Origin of the sequence: Azospirillum sp. TSO22-1 (assembly GCF_003116015.1) — a bacterium.
GTDB lineage: Bacteria > Pseudomonadota > Alphaproteobacteria > Azospirillales > Azospirillaceae > Azospirillum.
Map to the genome: position 1 here is coordinate 90,198 of NZ_LGQZ01000027.1, position 21,543 is coordinate 111,740.

At 71.8% G+C, this 21,543-nt stretch carries 20 protein-coding genes and 1 tRNA gene; 12 read left to right on the top strand and 9 right to left on the bottom strand.

Going from position 1 to position 21,543, the window contains the following annotated elements:
* Positions 1-19 precede the first annotated feature (19 nt).
* Together TSO221_RS07865 and TSO221_RS07870 are read right to left on the bottom strand one after the other, a co-directional pair.
* The gene (locus TSO221_RS07865) at positions 20-892 is read right to left on the bottom strand and encodes an RNA methyltransferase (protein ID WP_109117932.1); all 873 of its coding nucleotides are present in this window, start codon (positions 890-892) and stop codon (positions 20-22) included.
* A 41-nt stretch (positions 893-933) separates the two neighbouring features.
* Positions 934-1,905: an SDR family oxidoreductase gene (locus TSO221_RS07870; RefSeq protein WP_109117933.1), complete on the bottom strand. Its 972-nt coding sequence runs from the start codon at positions 1,903-1,905 to the stop codon at positions 934-936.
* Positions 1,906-2,031: 126 nt separating this feature from the next.
* On the opposite strand from TSO221_RS07870, the gene TSO221_RS07875 reads away from it, so the two are divergent.
* Both TSO221_RS07875 and TSO221_RS07880 read left to right on the top strand, forming a co-directional pair.
* Complete coding sequence (locus tag TSO221_RS07875; RefSeq protein ID WP_146208739.1) at positions 2,032-2,271, top strand: plasmid stabilization protein; 240 nt, start codon at positions 2,032-2,034, stop codon at positions 2,269-2,271.
* The gene (locus TSO221_RS07880) at positions 2,268-2,690 is read left to right on the top strand and encodes a type II toxin-antitoxin system VapC family toxin (RefSeq protein ID WP_109117935.1); all 423 of its coding nucleotides are present in this window, start codon (positions 2,268-2,270) and stop codon (positions 2,688-2,690) included. Before TSO221_RS07875 ends, TSO221_RS07880 begins: the two co-directional genes overlap by 4 nt.
* A gap of 6 nt (positions 2,691-2,696) precedes the next feature.
* On the opposite strand, the gene TSO221_RS07885 is transcribed toward TSO221_RS07880, so the two are convergent.
* The 4 genes from TSO221_RS07885 to TSO221_RS07900 all read right to left on the bottom strand — a co-directional run bounded on the left by TSO221_RS07885 (position 2,697) and on the right by TSO221_RS07900 (position 5,022).
* The gene (locus TSO221_RS07885) at positions 2,697-3,275 is read right to left on the bottom strand and encodes a YqaA family protein (RefSeq protein WP_109117936.1); all 579 of its coding nucleotides are present in this window, start codon (positions 3,273-3,275) and stop codon (positions 2,697-2,699) included.
* A 120-nt stretch (positions 3,276-3,395) separates the two neighbouring features.
* Positions 3,396-3,590 carry a hypothetical protein gene (locus TSO221_RS07890; RefSeq protein ID WP_109117937.1) on the bottom strand — a complete coding sequence of 65 codons (195 nt, stop codon included), beginning with the start codon at positions 3,588-3,590 and terminating at the stop codon, positions 3,396-3,398.
* Positions 3,591-3,648: 58 nt separating this feature from the next.
* A complete protein-coding gene (locus TSO221_RS07895) occupies positions 3,649-4,491 on the bottom strand; it encodes a MaoC family dehydratase N-terminal domain-containing protein (protein WP_199229410.1) in 843 nt (280 codons plus the stop codon).
* Between the two features lie 75 nt (positions 4,492-4,566).
* Entirely contained in the window at positions 4,567-5,022 is a 456-nt protein-coding gene (locus TSO221_RS07900) for a 4a-hydroxytetrahydrobiopterin dehydratase (RefSeq protein ID WP_109117939.1), read from the bottom strand.
* Between the two features lie 160 nt (positions 5,023-5,182).
* On the opposite strand from TSO221_RS07900, the gene TSO221_RS07905 reads away from it, so the two are divergent.
* The gene (locus TSO221_RS07905; protein ID WP_109117940.1) at positions 5,183-5,779 is read left to right on the top strand and encodes a uracil-DNA glycosylase; all 597 of its coding nucleotides are present in this window, start codon (positions 5,183-5,185) and stop codon (positions 5,777-5,779) included.
* Between the two features lie 349 nt (positions 5,780-6,128).
* Here TSO221_RS07905 and TSO221_RS07915 read toward each other — a convergent pair whose 3' ends face one another.
* The 3 genes from TSO221_RS07915 to TSO221_RS07925 all read right to left on the bottom strand — a co-directional run bounded on the left by TSO221_RS07915 (position 6,129) and on the right by TSO221_RS07925 (position 9,774).
* Complete coding sequence (locus tag TSO221_RS07915) at positions 6,129-7,088, bottom strand: glucokinase (RefSeq protein ID WP_109117942.1); 960 nt, start codon at positions 7,086-7,088, stop codon at positions 6,129-6,131.
* Positions 7,085-8,494 (bottom strand): alpha,alpha-trehalose-phosphate synthase (UDP-forming), encoded by a 1,410-nt coding sequence (gene otsA / locus TSO221_RS07920; protein WP_109117943.1) that lies wholly within the window; start codon positions 8,492-8,494, stop codon positions 7,085-7,087. Before otsA ends, TSO221_RS07915 begins: the two co-directional genes overlap by 4 nt.
* A 392-nt stretch (positions 8,495-8,886) precedes the next feature.
* Positions 8,887-9,774, bottom strand: a complete 888-nt coding sequence (locus tag TSO221_RS07925) for an N-formylglutamate amidohydrolase (protein WP_109117944.1) — start codon at positions 9,772-9,774, stop codon at positions 8,887-8,889.
* Positions 9,775-9,981: 207 nt separating this feature from the next.
* On the opposite strand from TSO221_RS07925, the gene TSO221_RS07930 reads away from it, so the two are divergent.
* The 9 genes from TSO221_RS07930 to TSO221_RS07970 all read left to right on the top strand — a co-directional run bounded on the left by TSO221_RS07930 (position 9,982) and on the right by TSO221_RS07970 (position 21,399).
* Positions 9,982-10,056: transfer RNA gene (locus tag TSO221_RS07930), tRNA-Val, on the top strand.
* Between the two features lie 318 nt (positions 10,057-10,374).
* The gene (locus TSO221_RS07935; RefSeq protein ID WP_109117945.1) at positions 10,375-15,033 is read left to right on the top strand and encodes a heme utilization protein; all 4,659 of its coding nucleotides are present in this window, start codon (positions 10,375-10,377) and stop codon (positions 15,031-15,033) included.
* 94 nt (positions 15,034-15,127) lie between these two features.
* Complete coding sequence (locus TSO221_RS07940; RefSeq protein ID WP_109117946.1) at positions 15,128-16,015, top strand: 50S ribosomal protein L11 methyltransferase; 888 nt, start codon at positions 15,128-15,130, stop codon at positions 16,013-16,015.
* A 69-nt stretch (positions 16,016-16,084) separates the two neighbouring features.
* Positions 16,085-16,354, top strand: a complete 270-nt coding sequence (locus TSO221_RS07945) for a type II toxin-antitoxin system prevent-host-death family antitoxin (protein WP_109117947.1) — start codon at positions 16,085-16,087, stop codon at positions 16,352-16,354.
* Positions 16,351-16,617 (top strand): Txe/YoeB family addiction module toxin, encoded by a 267-nt coding sequence (locus TSO221_RS07950; RefSeq protein ID WP_109117948.1) that lies wholly within the window; start codon positions 16,351-16,353, stop codon positions 16,615-16,617. Before TSO221_RS07945 ends, TSO221_RS07950 begins: the two co-directional genes overlap by 4 nt.
* A gap of 98 nt (positions 16,618-16,715) precedes the next feature.
* Positions 16,716-18,743, top strand: coding sequence for an aminopeptidase P family protein (locus tag TSO221_RS07955; RefSeq protein ID WP_109117949.1), 2,028 nt, complete (start codon positions 16,716-16,718; stop codon positions 18,741-18,743).
* A 186-nt stretch (positions 18,744-18,929) separates the two neighbouring features.
* A complete protein-coding gene (locus TSO221_RS07960) occupies positions 18,930-19,295 on the top strand; it encodes a chemotaxis response regulator CheY (protein WP_109117950.1) in 366 nt (121 codons plus the stop codon).
* Positions 19,296-19,322: 27 nt separating this feature from the next.
* A complete protein-coding gene (locus TSO221_RS36800) occupies positions 19,323-20,519 on the top strand; it encodes a protein phosphatase CheZ (protein WP_109117951.1) in 1,197 nt (398 codons plus the stop codon).
* A 145-nt stretch (positions 20,520-20,664) separates the two neighbouring features.
* Complete coding sequence (locus TSO221_RS07970) at positions 20,665-21,399, top strand: protein phosphatase CheZ (RefSeq protein WP_109117952.1); 735 nt, start codon at positions 20,665-20,667, stop codon at positions 21,397-21,399.
* Positions 21,400-21,543 lie beyond the last annotated feature (144 nt).

Consider the following 21,543-nt stretch of genomic DNA (forward strand, 5'->3'; position numbering starts at 1 on the left):
TCGTTGTATGTGACCTATATCATGTATCTGCGGAAAGTCGCAGAGATTCCGGCGATGCCAGCGCGTGGATGAGGATCGCCGCGGTGGCCGCGACGTTGAGCGACTGCACGCGCCCGGCCCCGGGGATCATCACCACCTCGTCGCAGGCGGCCAGCGTGGCGGGCGGCAGCCCCTCCTCCTCGTTGCCGAGCACCAGGGCGACCGGGCGGCCGTCCTTGCCCGGGGCCAGCGCGGCGGGCGGCCGGGCGTGCGGGCTGAGCGCGGTGCCGACCACCCGGTAGACGCCCTTCAGCCGCTTCAGCGCGGTGGCGAAGCGCTCGGCGCGGTAGACCTCCAGCCACTCGAAGCCGCCCTCGGCGACGCGGTAGCCGGCCTCCGACGGCAGGGCCTGGGCCGGGTGGTCGGAGAGGATCAGCCGCGGAAACCCGAAGAACGCCGCGGTGCGCACGATGGCGCCGAGGTTGTGCGGGTTGCCGACGCCGTCGAGGATCAGCAGCGGCCGCTTGTCGGCGACCCAGCGCCTGGCGGCTTCCGGGTCGAAGGCCGGCACCGGCCGCGGCTCGATCAACGCCACCACGCCGCCGTGCATCGGGGTGCCGGCGACGCGCGCCAGCTCGTCGCCCTCCACCATGCGGTAGGGCCGCCGCGCGCGGGCGAGGCGCTGGCAGAAGGCGCCGACCGCGTCCTTCAGGCGCTCGTCGAAGAACAGCCGCTCGACCCGCTCCGGCTCGCGCTCGAACAGCGCCGACACGGCGGCCAGTCCGGCGACGCGGAACAGCTTGCGGTGCTCCTCGGCGTGATGGGGGGCGTGCGGGCGCTGGGACGGTGGGGCGGCGGCCGGCCGGCGGGTGCGGGCCGGCGCGGGCTTGCGGGGGGCGGGGGGCTTCGGCATGGCGCGCAGTGTGGCGCAAGCGCCGCCCCCGCGCCAACCGCTTAGTGCCGCCGCCGCAGCCCGGCGTAGGTCGCCGCCGCGACCACCGCCACCCCGGCCATGACCGCCGGCGCGGCCCAGGGCGGCGCTGGACGATAGAAGCCGCCGTGCACGCCGCGGCCTTCCTCCATCGGTTCGAACAGGTTGCCGTCGGTGACCGGGGCCGGCGGGGTGCGGCCGAAGTGGCGGCGGGCGCCATAGCCGCCGATGCGCTCCATCAGCCGCGGCGCCACCACGTGGCCGAGCAGCGCCAGCTTGGCCAGCGCGCCGACGGTGGTGCGCGGGCGCGGGCGCAGCGCCACGGCGACGATGGTCTCCGCCACGTCCTCCGGGTCGTCGTAGAACGGGCTCTCCGGCTCCAGCGCGTGGCCGGTGTAGTTGGCGCCGTGCCGGATGCCCGGCGTGTCGGTGAAGGACGGGTAGATGCCGCAGACCTGGATGCCCGGCTGGTCGCCGACCTCGGCGCGCAGGCTCTCCAGCAGGCCCTCCAGGCCGAACTTGCTGGCGGCGTAGGCGGCGGCGTAGGGGGCCGGGGTGTAGGCGCCGACCGAGATGGTGGTGATCAGCACGCCGCGCCCCAGGCGGCGGAACACCGGCATCACCGCGTGGCTGCCGTAGAGGGGGCCCAGCAGGTTGGTCTCGATGACGCGGCGGTGCGCCTCGACGGGCGTCTCCTCGAAGCGGCCGACGGCGCCGGTGCCGGCGTTGTTCACCCAGACGTCGATGCTGCCATAGGTCTCCAGCGCGCGCCGCGCCAGCCCGTGCACCGCGTCGGCGTCGGTGACGTCGGTGGGCACGGCGATGGCCTCGCCGCCGAGCGCGCGGCACTCCTCCGCCACCTCCTCCAGCAAGCCGCCGCGCCGCGCCGCCAGCACCAGCTGCGCGCCGTGGCGCGCGAACGCCTGCGCCGCGGCTCGCCCGATGCCGCTCGACGCGCCCGTCAGCACGACCGAGGCGCCCTGCAACGTGTTCATGATGCCGTTCCTCCCATCGCTCCGTCACCGGTGGCAACAGGGGAAGGGGCGGGGGTGTCTCGGGCGCCGTGTTGAGCGCCGGGGCGCCGTGGATTACCTTATAGACGGATGCCGGAGGAGGCGGACGTGGGCCACATCACCATTCGCGACCTGGACGAATCGGTCTTTGAAACGCTCAGGAGCCGGGCGGAGCTTCACGGCCGATCGGTCGAGGACGAGGCGCGTGACGTTCTGGCGCAAGTCGTGCCGAAACGTCTGACCGCCGAAGAGAAACTGGCCCTGTTCGACGAGGTCCGGATGAAGACGCGGCCGGGCCCCCATCCGCTGGCGGAGGACCTGATCCGGCAGGATCGCGACTCCCGATGACCTGCGTGATCGATGCCAGCGTCGCCCTGAAGTGGTTCGTCGATGAAGAAGGCTCGCTTCGGGCGCGATCTCTGGTGGCAAGCGGGATGGACCTGATCGCGCCCGACTTGGTGGTGGCGGAGGTCTGCAACGCCGCATGGCGGCTCGTCCGGGTCAACGTGCTTCCCGAGGGCGAGGAGGTCCGGATCGCAAACCGGATCGGGCTAGCCTTTTCGAGGCTATGGCCCCTAGACGGCTTGGCGCCGCTTGCCGTCAGTATGGCGCGCGAGCTGGGGCACCCCATCTACGACTGCTTCTACCTTGCGCTCGCCGAACGGGAGATGTGCCGTGTCGCCACTGCGGACCTCCGGTTCATCGAGCGCGTCGCGGGGAGCCCCTGGCAGGACCGGATCGTCCACTTGGAGGCGTTCCCCGCCTGACCGGCGTTACAGCAGCTTCACCACCAGGAAGCCGCCGACCAGCGCCACGGCAAAGACGCTGGTGACCAGGGTCAGGCGCTTCTCGATGAAGTCGCGGATCGGGTTGCCGAAGAAGTACAGCAGGCCGGCCACCAGGAAGAAGCGCATGGAGCGCGAGATGATCGACGCGCCGATGAACACCCAGATGTTCAGCTCGGCGACACCGGCGGTGATGGTCAGCAGCTTGTAGGGGATCGGCGTCATCCCCTTGATGATCAGGATCTCGGCGCCGTAGTCGCGGAAGGTCTGGCGCAGCGCCTCGAACCGGTCGGTCAGGTGGTAGACGTCGATCACCCACCGCCCGATGGTCTCGTACAGGAAGTAGCCGATCATGTAGCCGGCGATGCCGCCGACCACCGAGGCGAGGGTCGCCAGCGCCGCGATCCGCCACGCGTTGCGGCGGTCCGCCAGGACCATGGGGACCATCAGCAGGTCCGGCGGGATCGGGAAGAACGAGCTTTCGGCGAAGGACACCGCCGCCAGCCAGGTGCGGCTGTTCTTCGAGGCGGCCTTCTCCATCGTCCAGTCGTAGAGGCGCTTCAGCATGTCCCGTCGCGGTCCGTGGCTGCGATGCCGCGGTTCTATCCTGGCGCGCCGCCGCTGGCTACGGCCAATTTGGGGGAGGGGGCGGACGCGCCCGCGCGGCGGCGGGGCTACCCCGCCTCGTCAGTCGGGCGCGTTGCCGATGCGGTCGCAGTCGCCGTTCCTATGGCCGGGCTCGGCGCGGTTGCGGGTGTCGGGGAAGGAGCCGCCGCCGCCGCTGTACTCGTCGCAGCGCGGCGGCATGGTGATGTCCGCCTTGTCCTTGGGCGCCTTGTCCTTGGCGGTATCGGGCTTGCGCTCGGGGATGTCCTGGGTCATGCGGGCCTCCGGTTCCGGTACCGGGGCCAACAGGGGGGCGGGGCGGCCGGTTCCGCCGTCAGAACGCCGCGTCCGCCCGCAGGGCCAGCTCGCCCGCCGGGCCGGCCACCCACAGCGCGAGGCCGTCGCCGTCCGGGCGGGCGTTCAGCGTGAAGGGCGCGGTGTCGAACACCGGCGCCAGCACCCGGTAGGCGAAGCGTGCCGGCGTCCGCCCCGGCCGCAGCCGCCCGGCGGCGTCGAGCAGCAGCGTCGCCATCAGCGGCCCGTGCACCACGAGGCCGGGGTAGCCCTCCTCCTCCATGGCGTAGCGGCGGTCGTAGTGGATGCGGTGGCCGTTGAAGGTCAGCGCCGAGTAGCGGAACAGCAGCGTCGGGCTGGGGTGCGCCGTCTCGCTCCACGCCGCATCGGCCGGGGCGGGCGGCGGCGGCGGCGGGGCGGCGCCGGGCGGCAGGTGGTCGCGGTAGACGATGTCGTGCTCCTCCACCAGCGCGACGCCGCGCGGACCGCTGATCGTATGGCGCACCATGACGAAGACCAGTTCGCCGGTGCGGCCGGTGCGCACCTTGATGTCGGCCACCTCCGACACGCGCTCGGCGTCGTCGCCGACGCGCAGCGGGGCGTGGAAGGTCAAGCGCCCACCGGCCCACATCCGCCGCGGCAGCGCCACCGGCGGCAGGAAGCCGCCGCGCTGCGGATGCCCGTCGGGGCCGAGCCGGCTCATCGGCGCCGCCTCCAGGAAGTACAGCCAGTGCGCGCCGGGCGGCAGCGGGTCGCCGGGCCGGGGAGGCTGATCCTCGCGGTCGAGCGTCGCCGCCAGTCCGACCAGCGGCCAGGGGGAGAGCGTGTCGCGCCGCCGCTCGGTGCGGCCGATCCAGGAGCGCAGCGCGTCGGCGTCGGTCACGGGAGAGGCCTGTCGCTGGGAGAGGGGATGGCGAGACCCTACCCGAGACAGGGTCTTCCGCCAAGCCCGCCCCGCTCAGCGCGCGGTCGGCACCGCCTCGCCCATGGAGGCGGAGGCGGGTACATAGGGGCCGGAGTACAGCCCGTCCACCTTGGCCGCCATGATGAAGTCGTTCTCGTGCAGGCCGTTGATCTTGTGCGTCCAGAACTCGACCGTGCAATAGCCCCAGCCGTGGTGGATGTCGGCGTGGTGGCCCTCCTCCTCGCACAGGTCGCCGACGCCCACGGCGAAGGCCTGGGCGGTGCGGAAGTCGTCGAACCTGAAGGTGCGGACCAGCCGGTCCGGGGTCTCCGCCACGCTCCAGCCCGGCACCCGGACGAGGTAGCGCTGGATCATCGTGCGGTCCATCGGCGGGATGCCGCCGCGGCAGGGCTCGCACTTGCCGGATGCGAGGTCGCAGACCAGGCCGTCCTCGTCACGAAGCTGTTCGGGGCGGCCCGGTTCGGGGCGGGGGGCTTCGGCCGTCGCCATCGTCTCTCTCCCTTGTGTCGTCACAGTGCTGACCTGGGGTCCGGCGGCCGCTTCGGCAAGCCTGCGTTGAGGGGGAGCGCCAGCTGGGCTATAGGCTGCGGTGAACCCTTGCCGCGTTCCGCCTGTTCTCCGGCGGAACCACCCGACCGGACGACCCGACATGACCATGGAATGGCCCTTCGTCGACTACCAGTTCCCCTCGCTTCCCCCCGAGGGGCCGCGGCTCGCCATCGTCGGCGAGGCGCCGGGGGCCGAGGAGGTGCGCCAGGGCATCCCCTTCGCCGGGCGCAGCGGCCAGCTGCTCAACGAGAGCCTGAAGCAGGTCGGGATCGAGCGGGCGCGCTGCCTCGTCGCCAACGTGTTCCGCCGCCAGCCGCCGGGCAACAAGGTCGGCCACTTCTTCGCCTCGCGCACCCGGGCGAGGAAGGAGGGGCGCGGCATCGAGGAGCGCTGGGGGGCGTTCGGCACCTCCGACTGGCCGCTGGCCGAGTTCGCCGGCGACATCGGGCATCTGCAGGCGACGCTGCGGGAGTACGGCCCCTCGGTCGTCGTCGCGCTGGGCCGCACGCCGACCTGGGCGCTGACCGGACAGAACGGCATCCTGCAGCTGCGCGGCACGGTGCTGCCCTGCCGCATGGTGGAGGGGGGCGAGGTGGTGCCGACCTTCCACCCCAGCTACCTGCTGCGCGGGCAGCTGGTGGAACTGCCGGCCTTCCACGCCGACCTGCGGCTGGCGGTGGAGCGGCTGGGGCGGTAGGCGATGTCTTTCTTCAATCATCATGCCCGGGCTTGCCCCATGGGAGCTAAGTTAGCGGTTCGTGGGCGTTTTCTAGCGACCATTCACCTTCTCAACCCGTCATCCCCGCGCAGGCGGGGATCCAGTGCTCGCGTCCGCGAGCCACATGAGTCATGTCGCCCCTGCCGGGGCTCTTTCTGGATCCCCGCCTGCGCGGGGATGACGGCCAAAAAAAGGGTTTGAAGTGGCATCCAGAAGCTAAACTGAGCGCCCATGGGGCTTGTCCCGGGCATCCACGCACCTGGATCTTCGGAAGAGGCGTGGTCGTGGATGGCCGGGACAAGCCCGGCCATGACGAAAACGGGAAGCGTCAGGATTGTGCCAGCGCCTCCGCCAGCCCCAGGAACGCCGGCAGCTCGTGGGTGATCACGTAGGTCGGGATCGGCGCCAGGAAGTCGCGCATCCGGCCCTTCTCGGTGAAGCGCTTGCGGAAGCGCGAGTGGGTGAACACCGGCCCCAGCTTCGGCACGATGCCGCCGGCGATGTAGACGCCGCCGCGCGCGCCCAGCGTCAGCGCCAGGTTGCCGGCCACGGTGCCGAGCATGGCGCAGAACATCTCCACCGCCTCCGCGCAGTGCGGCTCCGCACCGGAGGCACCCTTCTCCGCCACCTCGGCCGGGGTCAGCCTGGCTGGTTCGTGGCCGTCGATGATCGACAGCGCCGCGTACAGGTTGACCAGCCCGGGACCGGACAGCACGCGCTCCGCCGAGACGTGGTCGTAGGTCTTGCGCAGCTGCGCCAGCACGGCGCTCTCGCGGTCGCTGATCGGCGCCATGGTGGTGTGGCCGCCCTCGCCGGACAGCGCGGTCCAGCCCCGGGGTCCCGGCACCAGCCCCGACGCGCCCAGCCCGCTGCCCGGCCCCAGGATGCCGACCACCGCGCCCGGCTCCGGGCTGCCGTCGCCGACCTGGACGCGGTCGCCCTCGCGCAGGCGCGGGATGCACAGCGCCACCGCGGTGAAGTCGTTGATGACCTTCAGCCGCTCCAGTCCCAGCGCGGCGCGCACCTGATCGACCGAGAAGGTCCAGCGCAGGTTGGTGATCTCGATGAGGTCGCCGGTGACCGGCCCGGCGACGCAGAACGCCGCCTGCCGCGGCCGGGCGTTGGCCGGCACCGTGGTCAGGTAGGCCGCCGCCACCGCCGCCAGCGAGGGGAAGTCGGCGCAGCGGAAGATCCGCGACTCGTGGACGCCGGTGTCGTCGATCAGGCCGAAGCGGGCGTTGGTGCCGCCGATGTCGGCGACGAGTGCCAGACTGGAAGGGTCGCTCATGAATAGGGGGCTCGTGTCAGGGCGTTGACGTAGGACTCGCGCCACGCGGTGATGTCGTTGCGGCGCAAGGTCCCCATCAGGGCGGCGTGGCGCTCCTTGCGTTCCTCCAGGGGCATGGTCAGCCCGCGCTGCAAGGCGTCGGCCACCCCCTCGGTGTCGTAGGGGTTGACGATCAACGCTTGCGCCAGCTCCAGCGCTGCCCCGGCGAACTCCGAGAGCACCAGCACGCCCGGATTCCCCGGATCCTGGCATGCCACGTATTCCTTCGCCACAAGGTTCATGCCGTCGCGCAACGGCGTGACCAGCCCGATGTGCGCCTGCCGGTAGAAGCCGGCGAGGATGCGGCGCCCGAAGCTCTTGTTGAGGTAGCGGATCGGCACCCAGTCGAACTCGGCGAAGTGGCCGTTGATGCGGCCCGACAGCTCCGACAGTTCGCGGCGGATGGCGATGTACTCCGGCACATCCTCGCGGGACGGCGGGGCGATCTGCAGGAAGGAGACGCGGTTGCAGTGCTCGGGGTAGGTCTCCATCAGTTGCTGGAACGCCTCGAACCGCTTCGGCAGGCCCTTGGAGTAGTCGAGGCGGTCGACGCCGATGATGAGGCGCCGCCCGGCCAGGCTTTCGCGCAGCCGCTCGGCGTGGCGGGAGCGGGCGGCGGTCTGCGCCAGGCTCTCCAGGTTCGCGGTGTCGATGCTGATCGGGAAGGCGCACGCCAGCAGCGTGCGGCCGAAGGCGCGGATGCGGATCCCGCCCCCCTGACCGCCGTCATGGCCGCGCTCGTCCACCTCGCCGCGCGCCTCGTAGCGGATGTAGTTGGCGAAGCACCTGAGATCGACCTCCGTGTGGAAGCCCAGGAGGTCGTAGGCGCACAGCTGGCGCACGAGATCGGCGTGGTTGGGCAGGACCTTCAGCACCTCCGGCGCCGGGAACGGCGTGTGCAGGAAGAAGCCGAGGCGCTGGCCGCAGCCGCGGGTGCGCAATTCCTCGCCCAGCGGGATCAGGTGGTAGTCGTGCACCCACACCATGTCGTCCGGGTGCAGCAGCGGCGCCAGCCGGTCGGCGAAGATGCCGTTGACCCGCTGGTAGCCCTCGCGCGTCCGCCGGTCCACCGAGACCAGGCCGAGGCGGTAGTGGAACAGCGGCCACAGCGTCTGGTTGGCGAAGCCGTTGTAGTATTCCTCGAAGTCGCGGCGGCCGAGGTCGAGCGTGGCGTAGGTGAGGCGGCCGGCGTCCGTGCGGGTGGGTTCGCTCTGCGACTCGTCCTCGACGACGGTGCCGCTCCAGCCGAACCAGATGCCGCCGCTCTTCTTCAGCGCGGCCAGCACGGCGACCGCCAGCCCGCCCGCCGTCTGCTTGCCCTCGTCGATGGGGGCGACGCGGTTGGACACGACGACCAGTCTGCTCACGCCTGACACTCCCGGTGGTGGTGGACCCTGCCATCTCGTGCCCAGGCAAAACGGCCCCCCGGAGCGCTTGGTTCCCGTTGCGGCCCGCCGCCGCATCCTATCCGTTTCGAGGTGAAACTAACCCGACGGTATGTTGTGCGGTGCAGCACGTCTTATGTCGGGCGGGGAGCGTCTGTATGCCGATGGGCGGGCTAACCACTTGCTAGCGCTGTGAAAGTTTTTTCCCTCTTGATCAATTCCAGGATGGGGATCATATTGTGCAGTGCGACATCGGTCGTGTTTCGACGCGGTCGGTGGCGTAACGCACTTCTTGGGCGTTTCCTCCCTAGACTCGGGCCGCGGGGCTTTCCCCGCGGCCTTTTTTCTTTGCGGATCAGGGGATTGGGAAACGCTCAGCGGCGGCGCAGCAGGCCGCCGTCGATGGCGCCGAGAGTGGTGACCAGTTCCGCCATGTGTTCGGCCAGCGTGGGCAGGAAGGGCAGGCGGTCGAGCGTCGCCTCGTCCATGTAGAGATCGCGGTTGATCTCGATCTGCAGGGCGTGCACGCCGGTGCGCGGCCGGCCGTAGTGGCGGGTGGTGAAGCCGCCGGCGTAGGGGGCGTTGCGGTTGACCGTGTAGCCCTTGGAGCGCAGCAGCCGCTCGGCGGTGTCGATGACGACGGGCGCGCAGGCGCTGCCGAAGCAGTCGCCGAGCACGAGGTCGACCCGCCGCCCGTCGCGCTCCCGCTCGGCCGAGCCGGCCGACGGCATGGAGTGGCTGTCGATCAGGACGCAGTGGCCGAAGCGCCCGGTGCTGGCGTCGATCAGGTCCTTCAGGGCGGCGTGGTAGGGTTGATAGAAGCGGGCGATCCGCTGCACCGCCTCGGCGAAGCGCAGCTTGCCGCGGTAGATCTCCTCGCCGTTGGCGACGACGCGGGCGATGGTGCCGAGACCGGCGGCAACGCGCGGCGAGCGGGTGTTGACGTAGGCCGGCAGGCTGTCGGCGAACATCTCCGGGTCCAGCTCAAAGGCCTCGCGGTTGGCGTCGAGGAAGGCCCGCGGGAACAGCGCCCGCAACAGCGGCGCGCCGAGGCGGGGCGCGGCGGCGAAGATCTCGTCCACGAAGGCGTCTTCGGATTTGCGCAGGGTCCGTCCGTCCAGCCGCGCGGCGGCCAGGAATTCGGGCGGGTAGAACCGGCCGCTGTGTGGCGAGGCGACCACGAGGGGCAGCGTCTGCTCCTGTGGGGCCTGGATGTCGTACACGCGGTCGATGGCGGTTTCGGCGTCGGAGGGCGCATCCATGACGTCAGTGATGTAATCGACCGGCGCGCCGCTGTCACGCCGCGCCTGTGTGGCCTGCCCGGGGACAACAGCGGCGGCGGCGTCGCGGTCCGTCGCGGGGCGGGAAAATCGCGCCGCAAAAAAATGTGAACGTAGGTGTTGCCTCCCCCGCCGCATGGTGCTAAACACCGCGCCACCGCACGGCCGGTGACGGTCGGACAGTCGGATGGGCGCGTAGCTCAGCGGGAGAGCACTACGTTGACATCGTAGGGGTCACAGGTTCAATCCCTGTCGCGCCCACCATCCTGAAGGCCGCTAACCTCAACGGGTTAGCGGCCTTCGCCATGTCTGGGCCAGGGCTGCCCGACCGCCGGCATCCGATCACCGTGCACAGTGCACCCTCCGGAACCGGACGCCCGCCTGCGGCTGCGATGGAAGGTTGCGACCCTACCGTCCACCCCGGTCGTGCCCCCGTGCCGCATGTCGGGAAAAACCCTTGCAACCTAATCATTTGGAAGCTGATGGATGGCTGCGGAAACAGCCCCGAACGCACAAATTAACACAACCTAAACTATACCGCCGCATCGTTCGCCTGCCGATAGACGGAGGAGGGCCTGCGGGATGACGATCACTTCCACGACCGCCGTGGGGGCCGGTTCGACGGACGGCTTCACGACCTCCTCCAGCACGTCCGCCACCGACACCTCCGGTGCGTTCCAGAACCTCGTCGGCGGCATCGCCGGCATGAACACGGCACAGATCCGCGCGCTCTCAACCGCCACCATCGCGGCGCTGAGCACCGCCCAGGTCCGCGACCTGAAGCCCACCCAGATCACCGCCCTGTCGACCGCGCAGGTCGCGGCGCTGAGCGCCACCGGCATTGCCGCCATGATCACGCCGCAGGCGCGGGCGCTGACCGCGGGGCAGCTCGGCGCGCTGAGCGCGACGCAGGCCGCCGCGCTCACGGACGCCAGCCTCACGGCGCTGAGCATCGCGCAGATGGCCGGGCTGTCCGGCACCGCCCTGTCGGGGCTGTCCACCGGCCAGGTCGCGGCGCTGACGTCGGCGCAGGTGAAGGGGCTGACCACCACCCAGGTCGCGGCGCTGACCACCGCCCAGACGAGGGCGCTGAACCTCCCCCAGATCCGGGCGCTGACCGCGCAGCAGCTCGGCGCGCTGGCCCCGGCGAGCCTGTCGGCGCTGTCGCCGGAACAGGTCGCGGCCGTCTCGGCGGTGCAGATCAAGGGACTGACCACCGGCCAGCTCGCCGGCCTGACGACGGCGGACCTCGGCGAACTGTCGACGGCCCAGATCGGTGCGCTGGGCGCCACGCAGATCCGCGCGCTCGCGTCCGGCCGCATCGACTCGCTGTCGGCGGGGCAGGTCGCCGCGCTGCCGGCGGCGCAGCTCGCCGGGCTGGGCACGACGCCGATCGCCGAACTGGACACCGCGCAGATCGCGGCGCTGACGTCGACCCAGCTCGCCGCGCTGACCACCGCGCAGCTGCGGGCGCTCGATCCGGCCGGCGTCGGCGCGCTGTCGACGGCGCAGCTGCGCGGCCTGACCGCCGCCCAGGTCGGGGCGCTGACCACGGCGCAGGTGGCGGCGTTGAGCGCGGGCGACCTCGGCGCGCTGAGCGTCGTCCAGGCGCGGGCGCTGACCACCGGGCAGCTTGCCGGGCTGAGCACCGCGCAGGTCGCCGGCCTGAGCTCGGCGCAGCTCGCCGGGCTGGGCACGGCGCAGGTGGCGGCGTTGAGCACCGCCGCGCTGTCGGCGTTGAGCGCCGCGCAGGTCGCCGGCCTCAGCGCCGCGCAGGTGAAGGGGTTGTCCACCTCCCAGATCGCCGGCCTCAGCGCCGCCGACGTCGGCGAGCTGTCGGCCACCCAGATCGGCGCGCTCGGCACCGCGCAGCTTGCCCAGCTGGGCGCGGACGACATCGCCGCGCTGTCGGCGGCGCAGGCGAAGGGGCTGACGGCGGCGCAGCTCGGCGCGCTGAGCACCGCGCAGCTGACGGCGCTCGCCCCCGGCGCGTTCGGCGGGCTGACGGCGGCGCAGGTGAAGGGCCTGACGACGGCGCAACTCGCCGAACTCGGCTCCGCCCAGATGGCCGCCCTGTCCGCCACGCAGATCGGTGCGCTGAGCACCGGACAGCTGGCGGCGCTGGGCACCGACGGGCTGGCGGCGCTGTCCGGCGAGCAGATCCGCGGCCTGACCGCCGCCCAGGTCAAGGGCCTGACCAGCGGGCAGCTCGCCGCGCTCGGCGACGGCGTCGCCGCCCTGTCGGCCTCCCAGATCGGCAGCCTGACCACGGCGCAGCTCGCGACGCTGAGCACCGCCCAGGCCGCCGGCCTCGGCACCGGCCAGCTCGCCGCGCTGACCGCCGCGCAGCTGGCCGGGCTGAGCACCACCAACCTCTCGGGCCTGAGCGCCAGCCAGATGGCGGCGCTCTCCGCAACGCAGATCAAAGGGCTGAGCACGGCGCAGCTCGCCGCGCTGACCACCGCCGACATCGGCGAGCTGTCCCCCACCCAGATCGCGGCGCTGACGCCGACGCAGCTGCGCGCGCTGTCCACCGGGAACCTGTCCGTGCTGTCCGGCGCCCAGGCGGCGGCGCTGAGCGCCACGCAGGTCGGCGGCCTGTCCGTCACGCAGCTGATGGCGCTGGACGCCACCGGCGTCGCGCGGATGAGCACCGCGCAGCTGGCCGGGCTGACCACCGCGCAGGTGGCGGCGCTGAGCACCAGCCAGATTGCGGCGCTGTCGTCGGTGCAGATTGCGGCATTGAGCGCCACGCAGCTCGGCCGGTTGAGCACGGCGCAGCTCGCCCTCTTCGACGCGGGCGATGTGGCGGCGCTGTCGACAGCGCAGGTGAAGGGGCTGACGGCGACGCAGCTGTCGGCGCTGTCCACCGGCCAGCTCGCCGCGCTGACCGGCACGCAGATCGGCGCGCTGAGCACGGCGCAGGTGGCGGGGCTGGGGGCGGACAATTTTTCGGCCCTGGGCGCCGGCCAGATGGCGGCGCTCTCCGCGACGCAGATCAAGGGGCTGAGCGCGACGCAGCTGTCGGCGCTGACCACCGCGGACGTCGGCGAGCTGTCCACGGGCCAGATCGCGGCGCTGACGCCGACGCAGCTGCGCGCGCTGTCCACCGAGGACTTGACGGCGCTGAGCAACGCCCAGGCGGCGGCGCTGAGCGCCACGCAGATCGGCGGGCTGTCCACCACGCAGCTGGCGGCGCTGGACACCACCGGCATCGTGCGGATGAGCACCGCGCAGCTGGCCGGGCTGACCACGGCGCAGGTGGCGGCGCTGAGCACCGGCCAGGTCGCCGCCCTGTCGTCGATGCAGGTCGCCGCGCTGAGCGCCACGCAGCTCGGCCGGTTGACCACGGCGCAGGTCGCCGCGCTCGACGACGGTGTCGCCGTGCTGTCGACAACCCAGGTGAAGGGCCTGACCACGACCCAGCTCGCGGCCTTGAGCACCGCCCAGGCGGCGGGCCTCAGCACCGGCCAGCTCGCCGCGCTGACCTCGGCGCAGCTCGCGGGGCTGAGCGGCGCCGCCCTGTCGGGCCTGAGCGCCGGCCAGATGGCGGCGCTGTCGGCGACGCAGCTCAAGGGGCTGGGCACGGGACAGATGGCGGCGCTGACCACCGCCGACATGGCGGAGCTGTCCACCGCCCAGGTCGCCGCGCTGACCCCGACGCAGGTCGGTGCGCTGTCCACCGGGAGCCTCGCCGCGCTGTCCGACGCCCAGGCGGCGGTGCTGACCGCCACGCAGATCGGCGGGCTGTCCACCGGCCAGCTGGTGGTGCTGGACGCCCCCGCGATCAGCCGGCTGAGCACGGCGCAGCTGGCCGGGCTGACCGCCACCCAGATCGCGACCTTGAGCAGCAGCCAGGTCGGCGCCCTGACCGCGACACAGGTTGGCGCGCTCAGCGCCACGCAGGTCGGCGGCCTGACCACGGCGCACCTCGCGCTGTTCGACGCCGGCGAGGTGGCGGCGCTGTCGACGGCGCAGGTGAAGGGGCTGACGGCGACGCAGCTGTCGGCGCTGTCCACGTCGCAGATCGGCGCGCTGACCACGTCGCAGATCGGCGCGTTGAGCGCGGCGCAGGTGGCGGGGTTGGGGGCGAACAACCTGTCGCGGCTGTCGGCCGGCCAGATGGCGGCGCTGTCGGCGACGCAGATCCGGGGCGTCAGCACGACGCAGCTGTCGGCGCTGACCACCGCCGACGTCGGCGAGCTGTCCACCGGTCAGATCGCCGCGTTGAGCGCCGGGCAGCTCGGCGCGCTGAACGCGGCCGGCCTGTCGGCGCTGTCGTCGGCGCAGGTGGCGGCGTTGTCCACCGCGCAGATGGGCGGCCTGACCTCGGCGCAGCTGACCGGGCTGACCACCGCCGACATGGGCGAGCTGACGGCGACGCAGATCGGCGCGCTCGCGTCGACGGCGCTGTCCGGGCTGAGCACCGCCGCGGTGGCAGCGCTGGGCACGGCGCAGACCGGCGCGCTGACGGCGGCGCAGATGGGCGGCATGACGGCGGCGCAGGTCGCGGTGATCGGCCCCGGCCGGCTGAGCACGACGCAGCTGGGCGGCCTGACCTCGGCGCAGACCGGGGCGCTGAGCACCGGACAGATCGGCGCGCTGACCACCGGCCAGATCGCGGTGCTGAGCGCCGGGGCACTGTCCGGGCTGTCCACCGCAGCGGTGACGGCGCTGAGCGCGACGCAGGTCGGCACCCTCAGCGCGACGCAGGTCGGCGGGCTGACCACGGCGCAGCTCTCGATTCTCGGCCCGGCGTCGTTGTCCGTCGGGCAGCTCGCCGGGCTGACGGCGACGCAGGCGGCCGGGCTCGACGCTACGCAGGTCGGCACGTTGAGCACCGCCCAGATCGCGGTCCTGAGCACGGCCGCGATGCGTGGGCTGAGTACGGCCGCCGTCGCCGCTCTGTCGCAGGCGCAGCTCGCCGCGCTGGGCGCAAGCCAGGTGTCGGCGTTGTCCGCCGCGCAGGTGGGCGCGCTGCCGTACGCACAGCTCGCCACACTGGGCACCACCCAGATCGCGGCGCTGAGCATCGAGGCCGTCGCCGCGATGGGCAGCCTGCAGATCTCTGTGCTGTCGCCGACGCAGATCGGCAGCCTGACCAACGCCCAGGTCACGGCGCTGACGCCGGCCAACATCCGGGCGATGTCCCGGACGCAGGCGGCGGCGTTCTCCTCCTCCGGGCTGCAGGTGATGAGCAACGACCAGAAGAGCGCGTGGGTCGCCGTCATGGCGGGGTGAGCGCGCGGGGACCGGCGGGCGGCGTGATTTTCTTCGCCGGGCGGTGTCTTGGTGGTAAAAGCCGCCATCGTCCCCGCATCCGACCGGAAAGTCCATGCCCGCCCCCACGCTCTGGCGCATCGCGCTCGCCGTTCCCGAGATCCACGCCCCGGCCTTCGCCGAGGCGGTGGGCGACCACGCCGACGCGGTGTCCACCTTCGAGCTGGAGGAGAACGTCACCTGGCTGGTCGAGGCGACGGTGTACGGCGAGCCCGACCGCCCCCGCCTGATCGCCCGCGTCGCCGTGCTGGCCGAGGCGCTGGGCCTGCCTGAGCCGAAGCTGGAGATCGGGGAGGTGCCGGCCATCGACTGGGTCTCGCACAGCTACCGGGGTTTCCCGCCGATCCGCGCCGGGCGCTACTTCGTGCACGGCTCGCATCACGAGGGCGGGGTGCCGCCGGGCGCCATCGGCCTGCAGGTGGACGCCGCCACCGCCTTCGGCACCGGCGAGCACGGCTCGACCAAGGGCTGCCTGCTGGCGCTCGACCGGCTGGCGCGGCGGCTGGACCTCGGGCGCGGATTTGGCGCGGCGCTCGACATGGGCTGCGGCTCCGGCATCCTGGCGCTGGCGGTGGCGAAGACGTGGCGCGTGCCGGTGGTCGCCGTGGACATCGACCCGGAGGCGGTGCGCGTCACCCGCGAGAACGCCCGCATCAACCGGATGCACGGCCTGATCCGCGCCGAGGGCGGCGACGGCTACGACACGCCGGTCGTCGGGCGTCACGGGCCGTACCGCCTGATCACCGCCAACATCCTGGCCCGCCCGCTGGCCCGCATGGCGCCGCGGCTGAAGCACGAGCTGGCGCCGGGCGGTTACGCCGTGCTCGCCGGCCTGCTGGCCCGGCAGGAACTCCACGTCATCCAGGCCCACCGCACCCAGGGCCTGCGTCTCGTCGCCCGCATCCCGATGGGCGAGTGGACGACGCTGGTGATGCGGCGCTGACACGGCCCTCGGATTGACAACGGCGTGCCCCGTACGTAAATCTGTACGTCGAGTGCGGAGGAGCGTGCCATGGGTCATGTCAACTACACCGAGTTCCGGCAGGGCCTCGCCTCTTACATGGACGAGGTGTGCGACACGCGCGCTCCGCTCACCGTGACGCGGCAGAAGGGGCGCTCCGTCGTCGTGATGTCGGAGGCGGAATACGAGAGCATCATGGAGACCTTCCATCTGCTCCGGAGTCCGGCCAACGCCGCCCGCCTGCTGCGTTCGATCGCCGACGCGGACGCCGGCCGCGTCGTGGAGCACGGCCTGATCGATCCGGACGCCGACGCGCCGTGAAGATCACGTTCACGCCCGACGGATGGGGCGACTATCTGTACTGGCAGGAGCACGACCGCGAGACGTTGCGGCGCGTCAACGAACTGATCCGCGCCGCCGCCCGCGATCCGTTCAAGGGCATCGGCAAGCCCGAGCCGCTGCGGGAGAGCCTGAAGGGATGGTGGTCCCGGCGCATCACGCTGGAGCATCGCCTCGTTTATCGTGTCACCGGCACCGGCGACGCCCAGGCTCTGGAGATCGTGGCCTGCCGTTACCATTACTGACCCCCTCGCCAAAGGTGGTGGGGCGGGGATAGGGCTTGTCCCGGAACCGTGCCGGCTCTAGCCTTCCCGGCAGCGAACAAAGGGCTGGGGACAGAACGGTGACGGACACTTCGCACGGCTATCGTGGCGACGGGCATCTGGCGGACCTGCTGGCGCGGGCCGGCGTGAAGCGCACGGCCGACGAGGTGCGCGCCCTGGTGGCGGGCGTGCTGGCGGCCCCGCCGGCGGTCGATTCCGACGCGTGGCTGGTGCTGGTGGGCGAGCGCCTGCCGGCCGAGCTGACGGAACAGCTGCGGGCGCTCAAGGCGGACCTCGCCGACCGCCGGCCGGCCGCCGGGCCGGACCACGCCGGGCGCCTCGCCGCGGTGCGCGGGGCGATGGCGCGGCTGGGGCTGGACGGCTTCGTCGTGCCGCGCGCCGACGAGCACCAGGGCGAGTACGTGCCGCCGCGCGCGCAGCGGCTGGCGTGGCTGACCGGCTTCACCGGCTCGGCCGGGCTGGCGGTGGTGACGAAGGACCATGCCGCCATGTTCGTGGACGGCCGCTACACCCTGCAGGTCCGCCACGAGGTGCCGGAGACGCTGTACGCCTACAGGCATCTGGTGGACGACCCGCTGGCCGACTGGGTGGCGGAGGCGCTGCCGGCCGGCGCCACGTTCGGCTACGATCCCTGGCTGCACACCGTCGGCTGGGTGGAGAAGACTCGTGCCGGCCTGGAGCGCGCCGGGATCGAGCTGGTGGCGGCGTCCGCGAATCCGGTGGACGCGGTGTGGCGGGGCCAGCCGCCGGCGCCGCTCGCCCCGGTGGTCGTGCACGACCTCGCCTTCGCCGGTGCCGGCGCGGCGGACAAGCGCGCCCAGGTGGCGGCCAAGCTGGAGCGCGACGGCGTCGGCGCCGCGGTGCTGACGCAGCCGGATTCCATCGCGTGGCTGCTCAACCTGCGCGGCGGCGACGTCGCCTGCACGCCGCTGCCGCTGTCCTTCGCCACCATCCGGGACGACGGCGCGGTCGACCTCTTCATCGACCGCCGCAAGCTGGCCCCCGGCGTCGAGGCGCACCTCGGCGACCAGGTCGCGGTGCGCGCGCCGGAGGAGTTCGGCGCGGCGCTCGACGAGCTGGGCCGCGGCGGGCGCAAGGTGCTGGCCGACCCGGCGACCACGGCGGCGTGGATCACCGACCGGCTGACGGCGGCCGGCGGCCGCATTGCCCGCGACGCCGACCCCTGCGCGCTGCCCAAGGCGTGCAAGAACGCGGTCGAGTTGGACGGCACCCGGCGCGCCCACCGCCGCGACGGCGTGGCCATGGTGCGCTTTCTGGCGTGGCTGTCCGGCGCCGCGCCCACGGGCGCGGTCAGCGAGCTGGAAGCGGCCGAGCGGCTGCTGGCTTTCCGCCAGGAGGGCGAGCGGTTCCGCGACCTCAGCTTCGAGACGATCTCCGGCGCCGGGCCGAACGGCGCCATCGTGCACTACCGCGTCTCGCCGGAGACCAGCCGGCGGCTGGAGCCGGGCTCACTCTATCTTATAGACAGCGGTGCGCAGTACCTGGACGGCACCACCGACGTCACCCGCACCGTCGCCATCGGCACGCCGACCGACGAGATGCGCGAGCGCTTCACCCTGGTGCTGAAGGGCCACATCGCGCTCTCCACCGCGCGCTTCCCGCGCGGCACCACCGGCTCGCAGCTGGACGCCTTGGCGCGGCTGCCGCTGTGGCAGGCCGGGCTGGACTACGACCACGGCACCGGGCACGGGGTGGGCAGCTATTTGTCGGTGCACGAGGGGCCGCAGCGCATCTCCAAGGTGCCGAACACGGTGGCCCTGCTGCCGGGCATGATCCTGTCCAACGAGCCGGGCTACTACAAGACCGGCGGTTACGGCATCCGCATCGAGAACCTGATCGTCGTGCAGCCGGCCGAGATGCCGGAGGCGGAGCGGCCGATGCTGGGGTTCGAGGTGCTGACGCTGGCGCCCATCGACCGCGCGCTGATCGCGCCGGGGCTGATGAGCGCGGCCGAGCTGGACTGGGTGGACGCCTACCACGCGCGCGTCCGCGGCGCGTTGTCGCCCCTGCTGGACGGTCCTGCCGCGGCGTGGCTGGCCGCGGCGACGGAACCGCTGGCGCGGTAAGGCGGGCGTGTGATTTCTCGGTGATCGGGCAAAACTCTCCATCGAGCTAACCCGTTGTTTACCCGCCTGCTGCACAGTGTCGCCAAAGGGATGACAATTCCCGAGATTTGAGGCAATACAGACCGGCCGGCACGCGCGCGGGACGCGGGGGCGGGTCGAGCTAACGGAAATCGCGGAGACGCCTAGATGAAGATCCTCGTCGTCGATGATTACGCCACCATGCGGCGCATCGTTCGCAACCTGCTGACCCAGATCGGCTACACCGACATCGACGAAGCGGGCGACGGCGTCTCGGCGCTGGCCAAGCTGCGCGAGAGCAAGTTCGGCCTGATCATCTCCGACTGGAACATGGAGCCGATGACCGGCCTCCAGCTCCTCAAGGAGATCCGCGCCGATTCCAAGCTGGCCGGCACCCCGTTCATCATGGTCACCGCCGAGAGCAAGACCGAGAACGTGATCGCCGCCAAGCAGGCCGGCGTGAACAACTACATCGTCAAGCCCTTCAACGCCGACACGCTGAAGCAGAAGATCCAGTCGGTCATCGGCGGCTAACCGCCCCCTTCGGGCAAGGAGCACCGGGTGGACAGCCTGCCGCAGCTCAGCGACGAAGAGTTCGACCAGATCGAAGAGGCGGTCGCCCGGACGGCGAAGGGGCGCGCGTTCCTGCGCCGCTACCATCGCCGCGCCATGGGCGCCGCGGCGGAGGAGATCCGCGGCATGCTGGCGGAGTTCCGCAACTCCTGGAACCAGCAGAGCGCGGTCGCCGAATCCGCCAAGCACGTGGACGTCCTGCGCCGCGAGCTGATCGAGATGGCGGCCTCCATCGAGACGGCGCGGCGCGAGGTGGCGGCGCTCCGCCCGCCCGACGGGGCGAGCGACAAGATCCTCACCGCCACCAACGAGCTGGACGCCATCGTCATCTCCACCGAGCGCGCCTCGTTCGAGATCCTGAACGCGGCCGAGAAGCTCATGGAGCTGTCCAACAAGCTCCGCGCCGACGGCGCCAACGCCGGGCTGTGCAACGAGATCGAGGCGGAGGTGACCAACATCTTCACCGCCTGCTCGTTCCAGGACCTGACCGGCCAGCGCACCAGCAAGGTCGTCAACGCGCTCCGCTACATCGAGCAGCGCGTCAACGCCATGATCAACATCTTCGGCGAAGAGGCCCTGGCGGCCATCCACGTCCAGCACGAATCCACCGACAAGCGGCCGGACTCGCACCTGCTGAACGGCCCGCAGATGGAGGGGCTCGGCGTCAGCCAGGCCGACGTCGACAGCATGTTCGACGGCCCCGCCGCCGCCCCGGCTCCCGCGCCGGCGGCCCCGCCGCCCGACCCCGTCCCGGTCTCCGACGCGCGGGCCAGTCAATCCGACATCGACAGCATGTTCGACAGCCCGGCTCCGCCGCCTCCCGCGCCCGCGGCGCCCGTGCAGGCGAGCCAGTCCGACATCGACAGCATGTTCGATTCCCCGGCGCCGGCGCCGGCGCCGGCCAAGGCGAGCCAGGCGGACATCGACAGCATGTTCGACAGCCCGCCGCCCGCCGCCCCGGTCCAGGCGAGCCAGTCCGACATCGACAGCATGTTCGATTCGCCGGCTCCGGCCGCGCCGAAGCCCAAGCCGGCCCCGAAGCCGGCGGCCAAGCCGCTGCCCGCCGCCAAGCCGGCGGCCGCGGCCAAGCCCGTCCCGGCGGCCAAGCCGGCTCCGGCGCCCGATCCCGCCCCGGCGGCCGCGCCGGCGCTGGACCAATCGGCCATCGACGCGCTGTTCGGATGACGGATCGTCAGAAACCGCAAAAAGGTGTTGCGCAGAATTGCGTTGCATTTAATAGATTTTCGCGCCGTCGCTGTGCCGGCGCATCGACACCACCACCGGCCGGAGCGCAGCGACCGGGCCGTCGGCAGGAGAGGCGGGGGGCCTCATGAAGCACACCCAGAAGCCGTTCATGGCCGAGCTGCAGAAATCCAAGCGCAGCAACGGCAACCCCTACACCGCCACCGCCGCCGCGTCCGCCGCGACGATTCCCGCCGCCGCCCTGGCGGGGCCGGTCGCCGTCGATAATTCCGAAGTGCTGAAGGCCATCCAGGAGGTGGGCGCCAAGCTCGACCGCTTCCTGACCATGGACGTCCAGCAGATCGAGCAGATCCAGACCGAGGTCGCCGACATCTCCGGCCGCATCAAGGCCACGAAGGTCGAGATGGCGGCGCTGCGCCACCCGCTCGCCGGCGAGGACCGCTTCATCCAGGCCTCGCAGGAGTTGAGCGCGGTGGTCTCCTCCACCGAGGCGGCGACCAACACCATCATGGGCTGCGCCGAGGAACTGGAGGAGATCGTCAACGAGCTGAAGGCCTCGACCTCCGACGGCTACCAGAAGGACCGCCTGGGCGACATGCACGAGGTCGTCGTCCGCATCTACGAGGCCTGCAACTTCCAGGATCTGACCGGCCAGCGCATCACCAAGGTGGTGCGCGCGCTCTCCTTCATCGAGGAGCGCATCGAGTCGATGATGAACCTGTGGAACCGCCGCGAGTTCGAGGCGATGCCGCTGCCCCCGTCGGTCACCAAGATGGACGGCGAGCTGGAACTGCACGGTCCCTCGGAAGAGGCGCAGTCCGGCAACATCTCCCAGGCCGACATCGACGCCCTGTTCGCATAGGGTCCGGCTGGGGCGCGGCGCCCGCGCCGCCATTGGACCAAGGGAGGACGGCCGCCGCGGCCGTCCCGCGTCTTCTCCGATAGTATAATTGTGACGGAGGCCCGGATCGGGGAACCATGGGCCCGGTCGTTATGACCAGCTGCG

What these genes read in the sequence shown, in the direction of transcription:
- TSO221_RS07935 (WP_109117945.1), top strand. Translation starts at nt 10,375, where the DNA reads ATGACGATCACTTCCACGACCGCCGTGGGGGCCGGTTCGACGGACGGC.
- TSO221_RS07885 (WP_109117936.1), bottom strand. Translation starts at nt 3,275, where the DNA reads ATGCTGAAGCGCCTCTACGACTGGACGATGGAGAAGGCCGCCTCGAAG.
- TSO221_RS07925 (WP_109117944.1), bottom strand. Translation starts at nt 9,774, where the DNA reads ATGGATGCGCCCTCCGACGCCGAAACCGCCATCGACCGCGTGTACGAC.
- TSO221_RS07865 (WP_109117932.1), bottom strand. Translation starts at nt 892, where the DNA reads ATGCCGAAGCCCCCCGCCCCCCGCAAGCCCGCGCCGGCCCGCACCCGC.
- TSO221_RS07890 (WP_109117937.1), bottom strand. Translation starts at nt 3,590, where the DNA reads ATGACCCAGGACATCCCCGAGCGCAAGCCCGATACCGCCAAGGACAAG.
- TSO221_RS07970 (WP_109117952.1), top strand. Translation starts at nt 20,665, where the DNA reads ATGAAGCACACCCAGAAGCCGTTCATGGCCGAGCTGCAGAAATCCAAG.
- TSO221_RS07900 (WP_109117939.1), bottom strand. Translation starts at nt 5,022, where the DNA reads ATGGCGACGGCCGAAGCCCCCCGCCCCGAACCGGGCCGCCCCGAACAG.
- TSO221_RS07960 (WP_109117950.1), top strand. Translation starts at nt 18,930, where the DNA reads ATGAAGATCCTCGTCGTCGATGATTACGCCACCATGCGGCGCATCGTT.
- TSO221_RS07870 (WP_109117933.1), bottom strand. Translation starts at nt 1,905, where the DNA reads ATGAACACGTTGCAGGGCGCCTCGGTCGTGCTGACGGGCGCGTCGAGC.
- TSO221_RS07915 (WP_109117942.1), bottom strand. Translation starts at nt 7,088, where the DNA reads ATGAGCGACCCTTCCAGTCTGGCACTCGTCGCCGACATCGGCGGCACC.
- TSO221_RS07905 (WP_109117940.1), top strand. Translation starts at nt 5,183, where the DNA reads ATGACCATGGAATGGCCCTTCGTCGACTACCAGTTCCCCTCGCTTCCC.
- TSO221_RS07945 (WP_109117947.1), top strand. Translation starts at nt 16,085, where the DNA reads ATGGGTCATGTCAACTACACCGAGTTCCGGCAGGGCCTCGCCTCTTAC.
- TSO221_RS07880 (WP_109117935.1), top strand. Translation starts at nt 2,268, where the DNA reads ATGACCTGCGTGATCGATGCCAGCGTCGCCCTGAAGTGGTTCGTCGAT.
- TSO221_RS07940 (WP_109117946.1), top strand. Translation starts at nt 15,128, where the DNA reads ATGCCCGCCCCCACGCTCTGGCGCATCGCGCTCGCCGTTCCCGAGATC.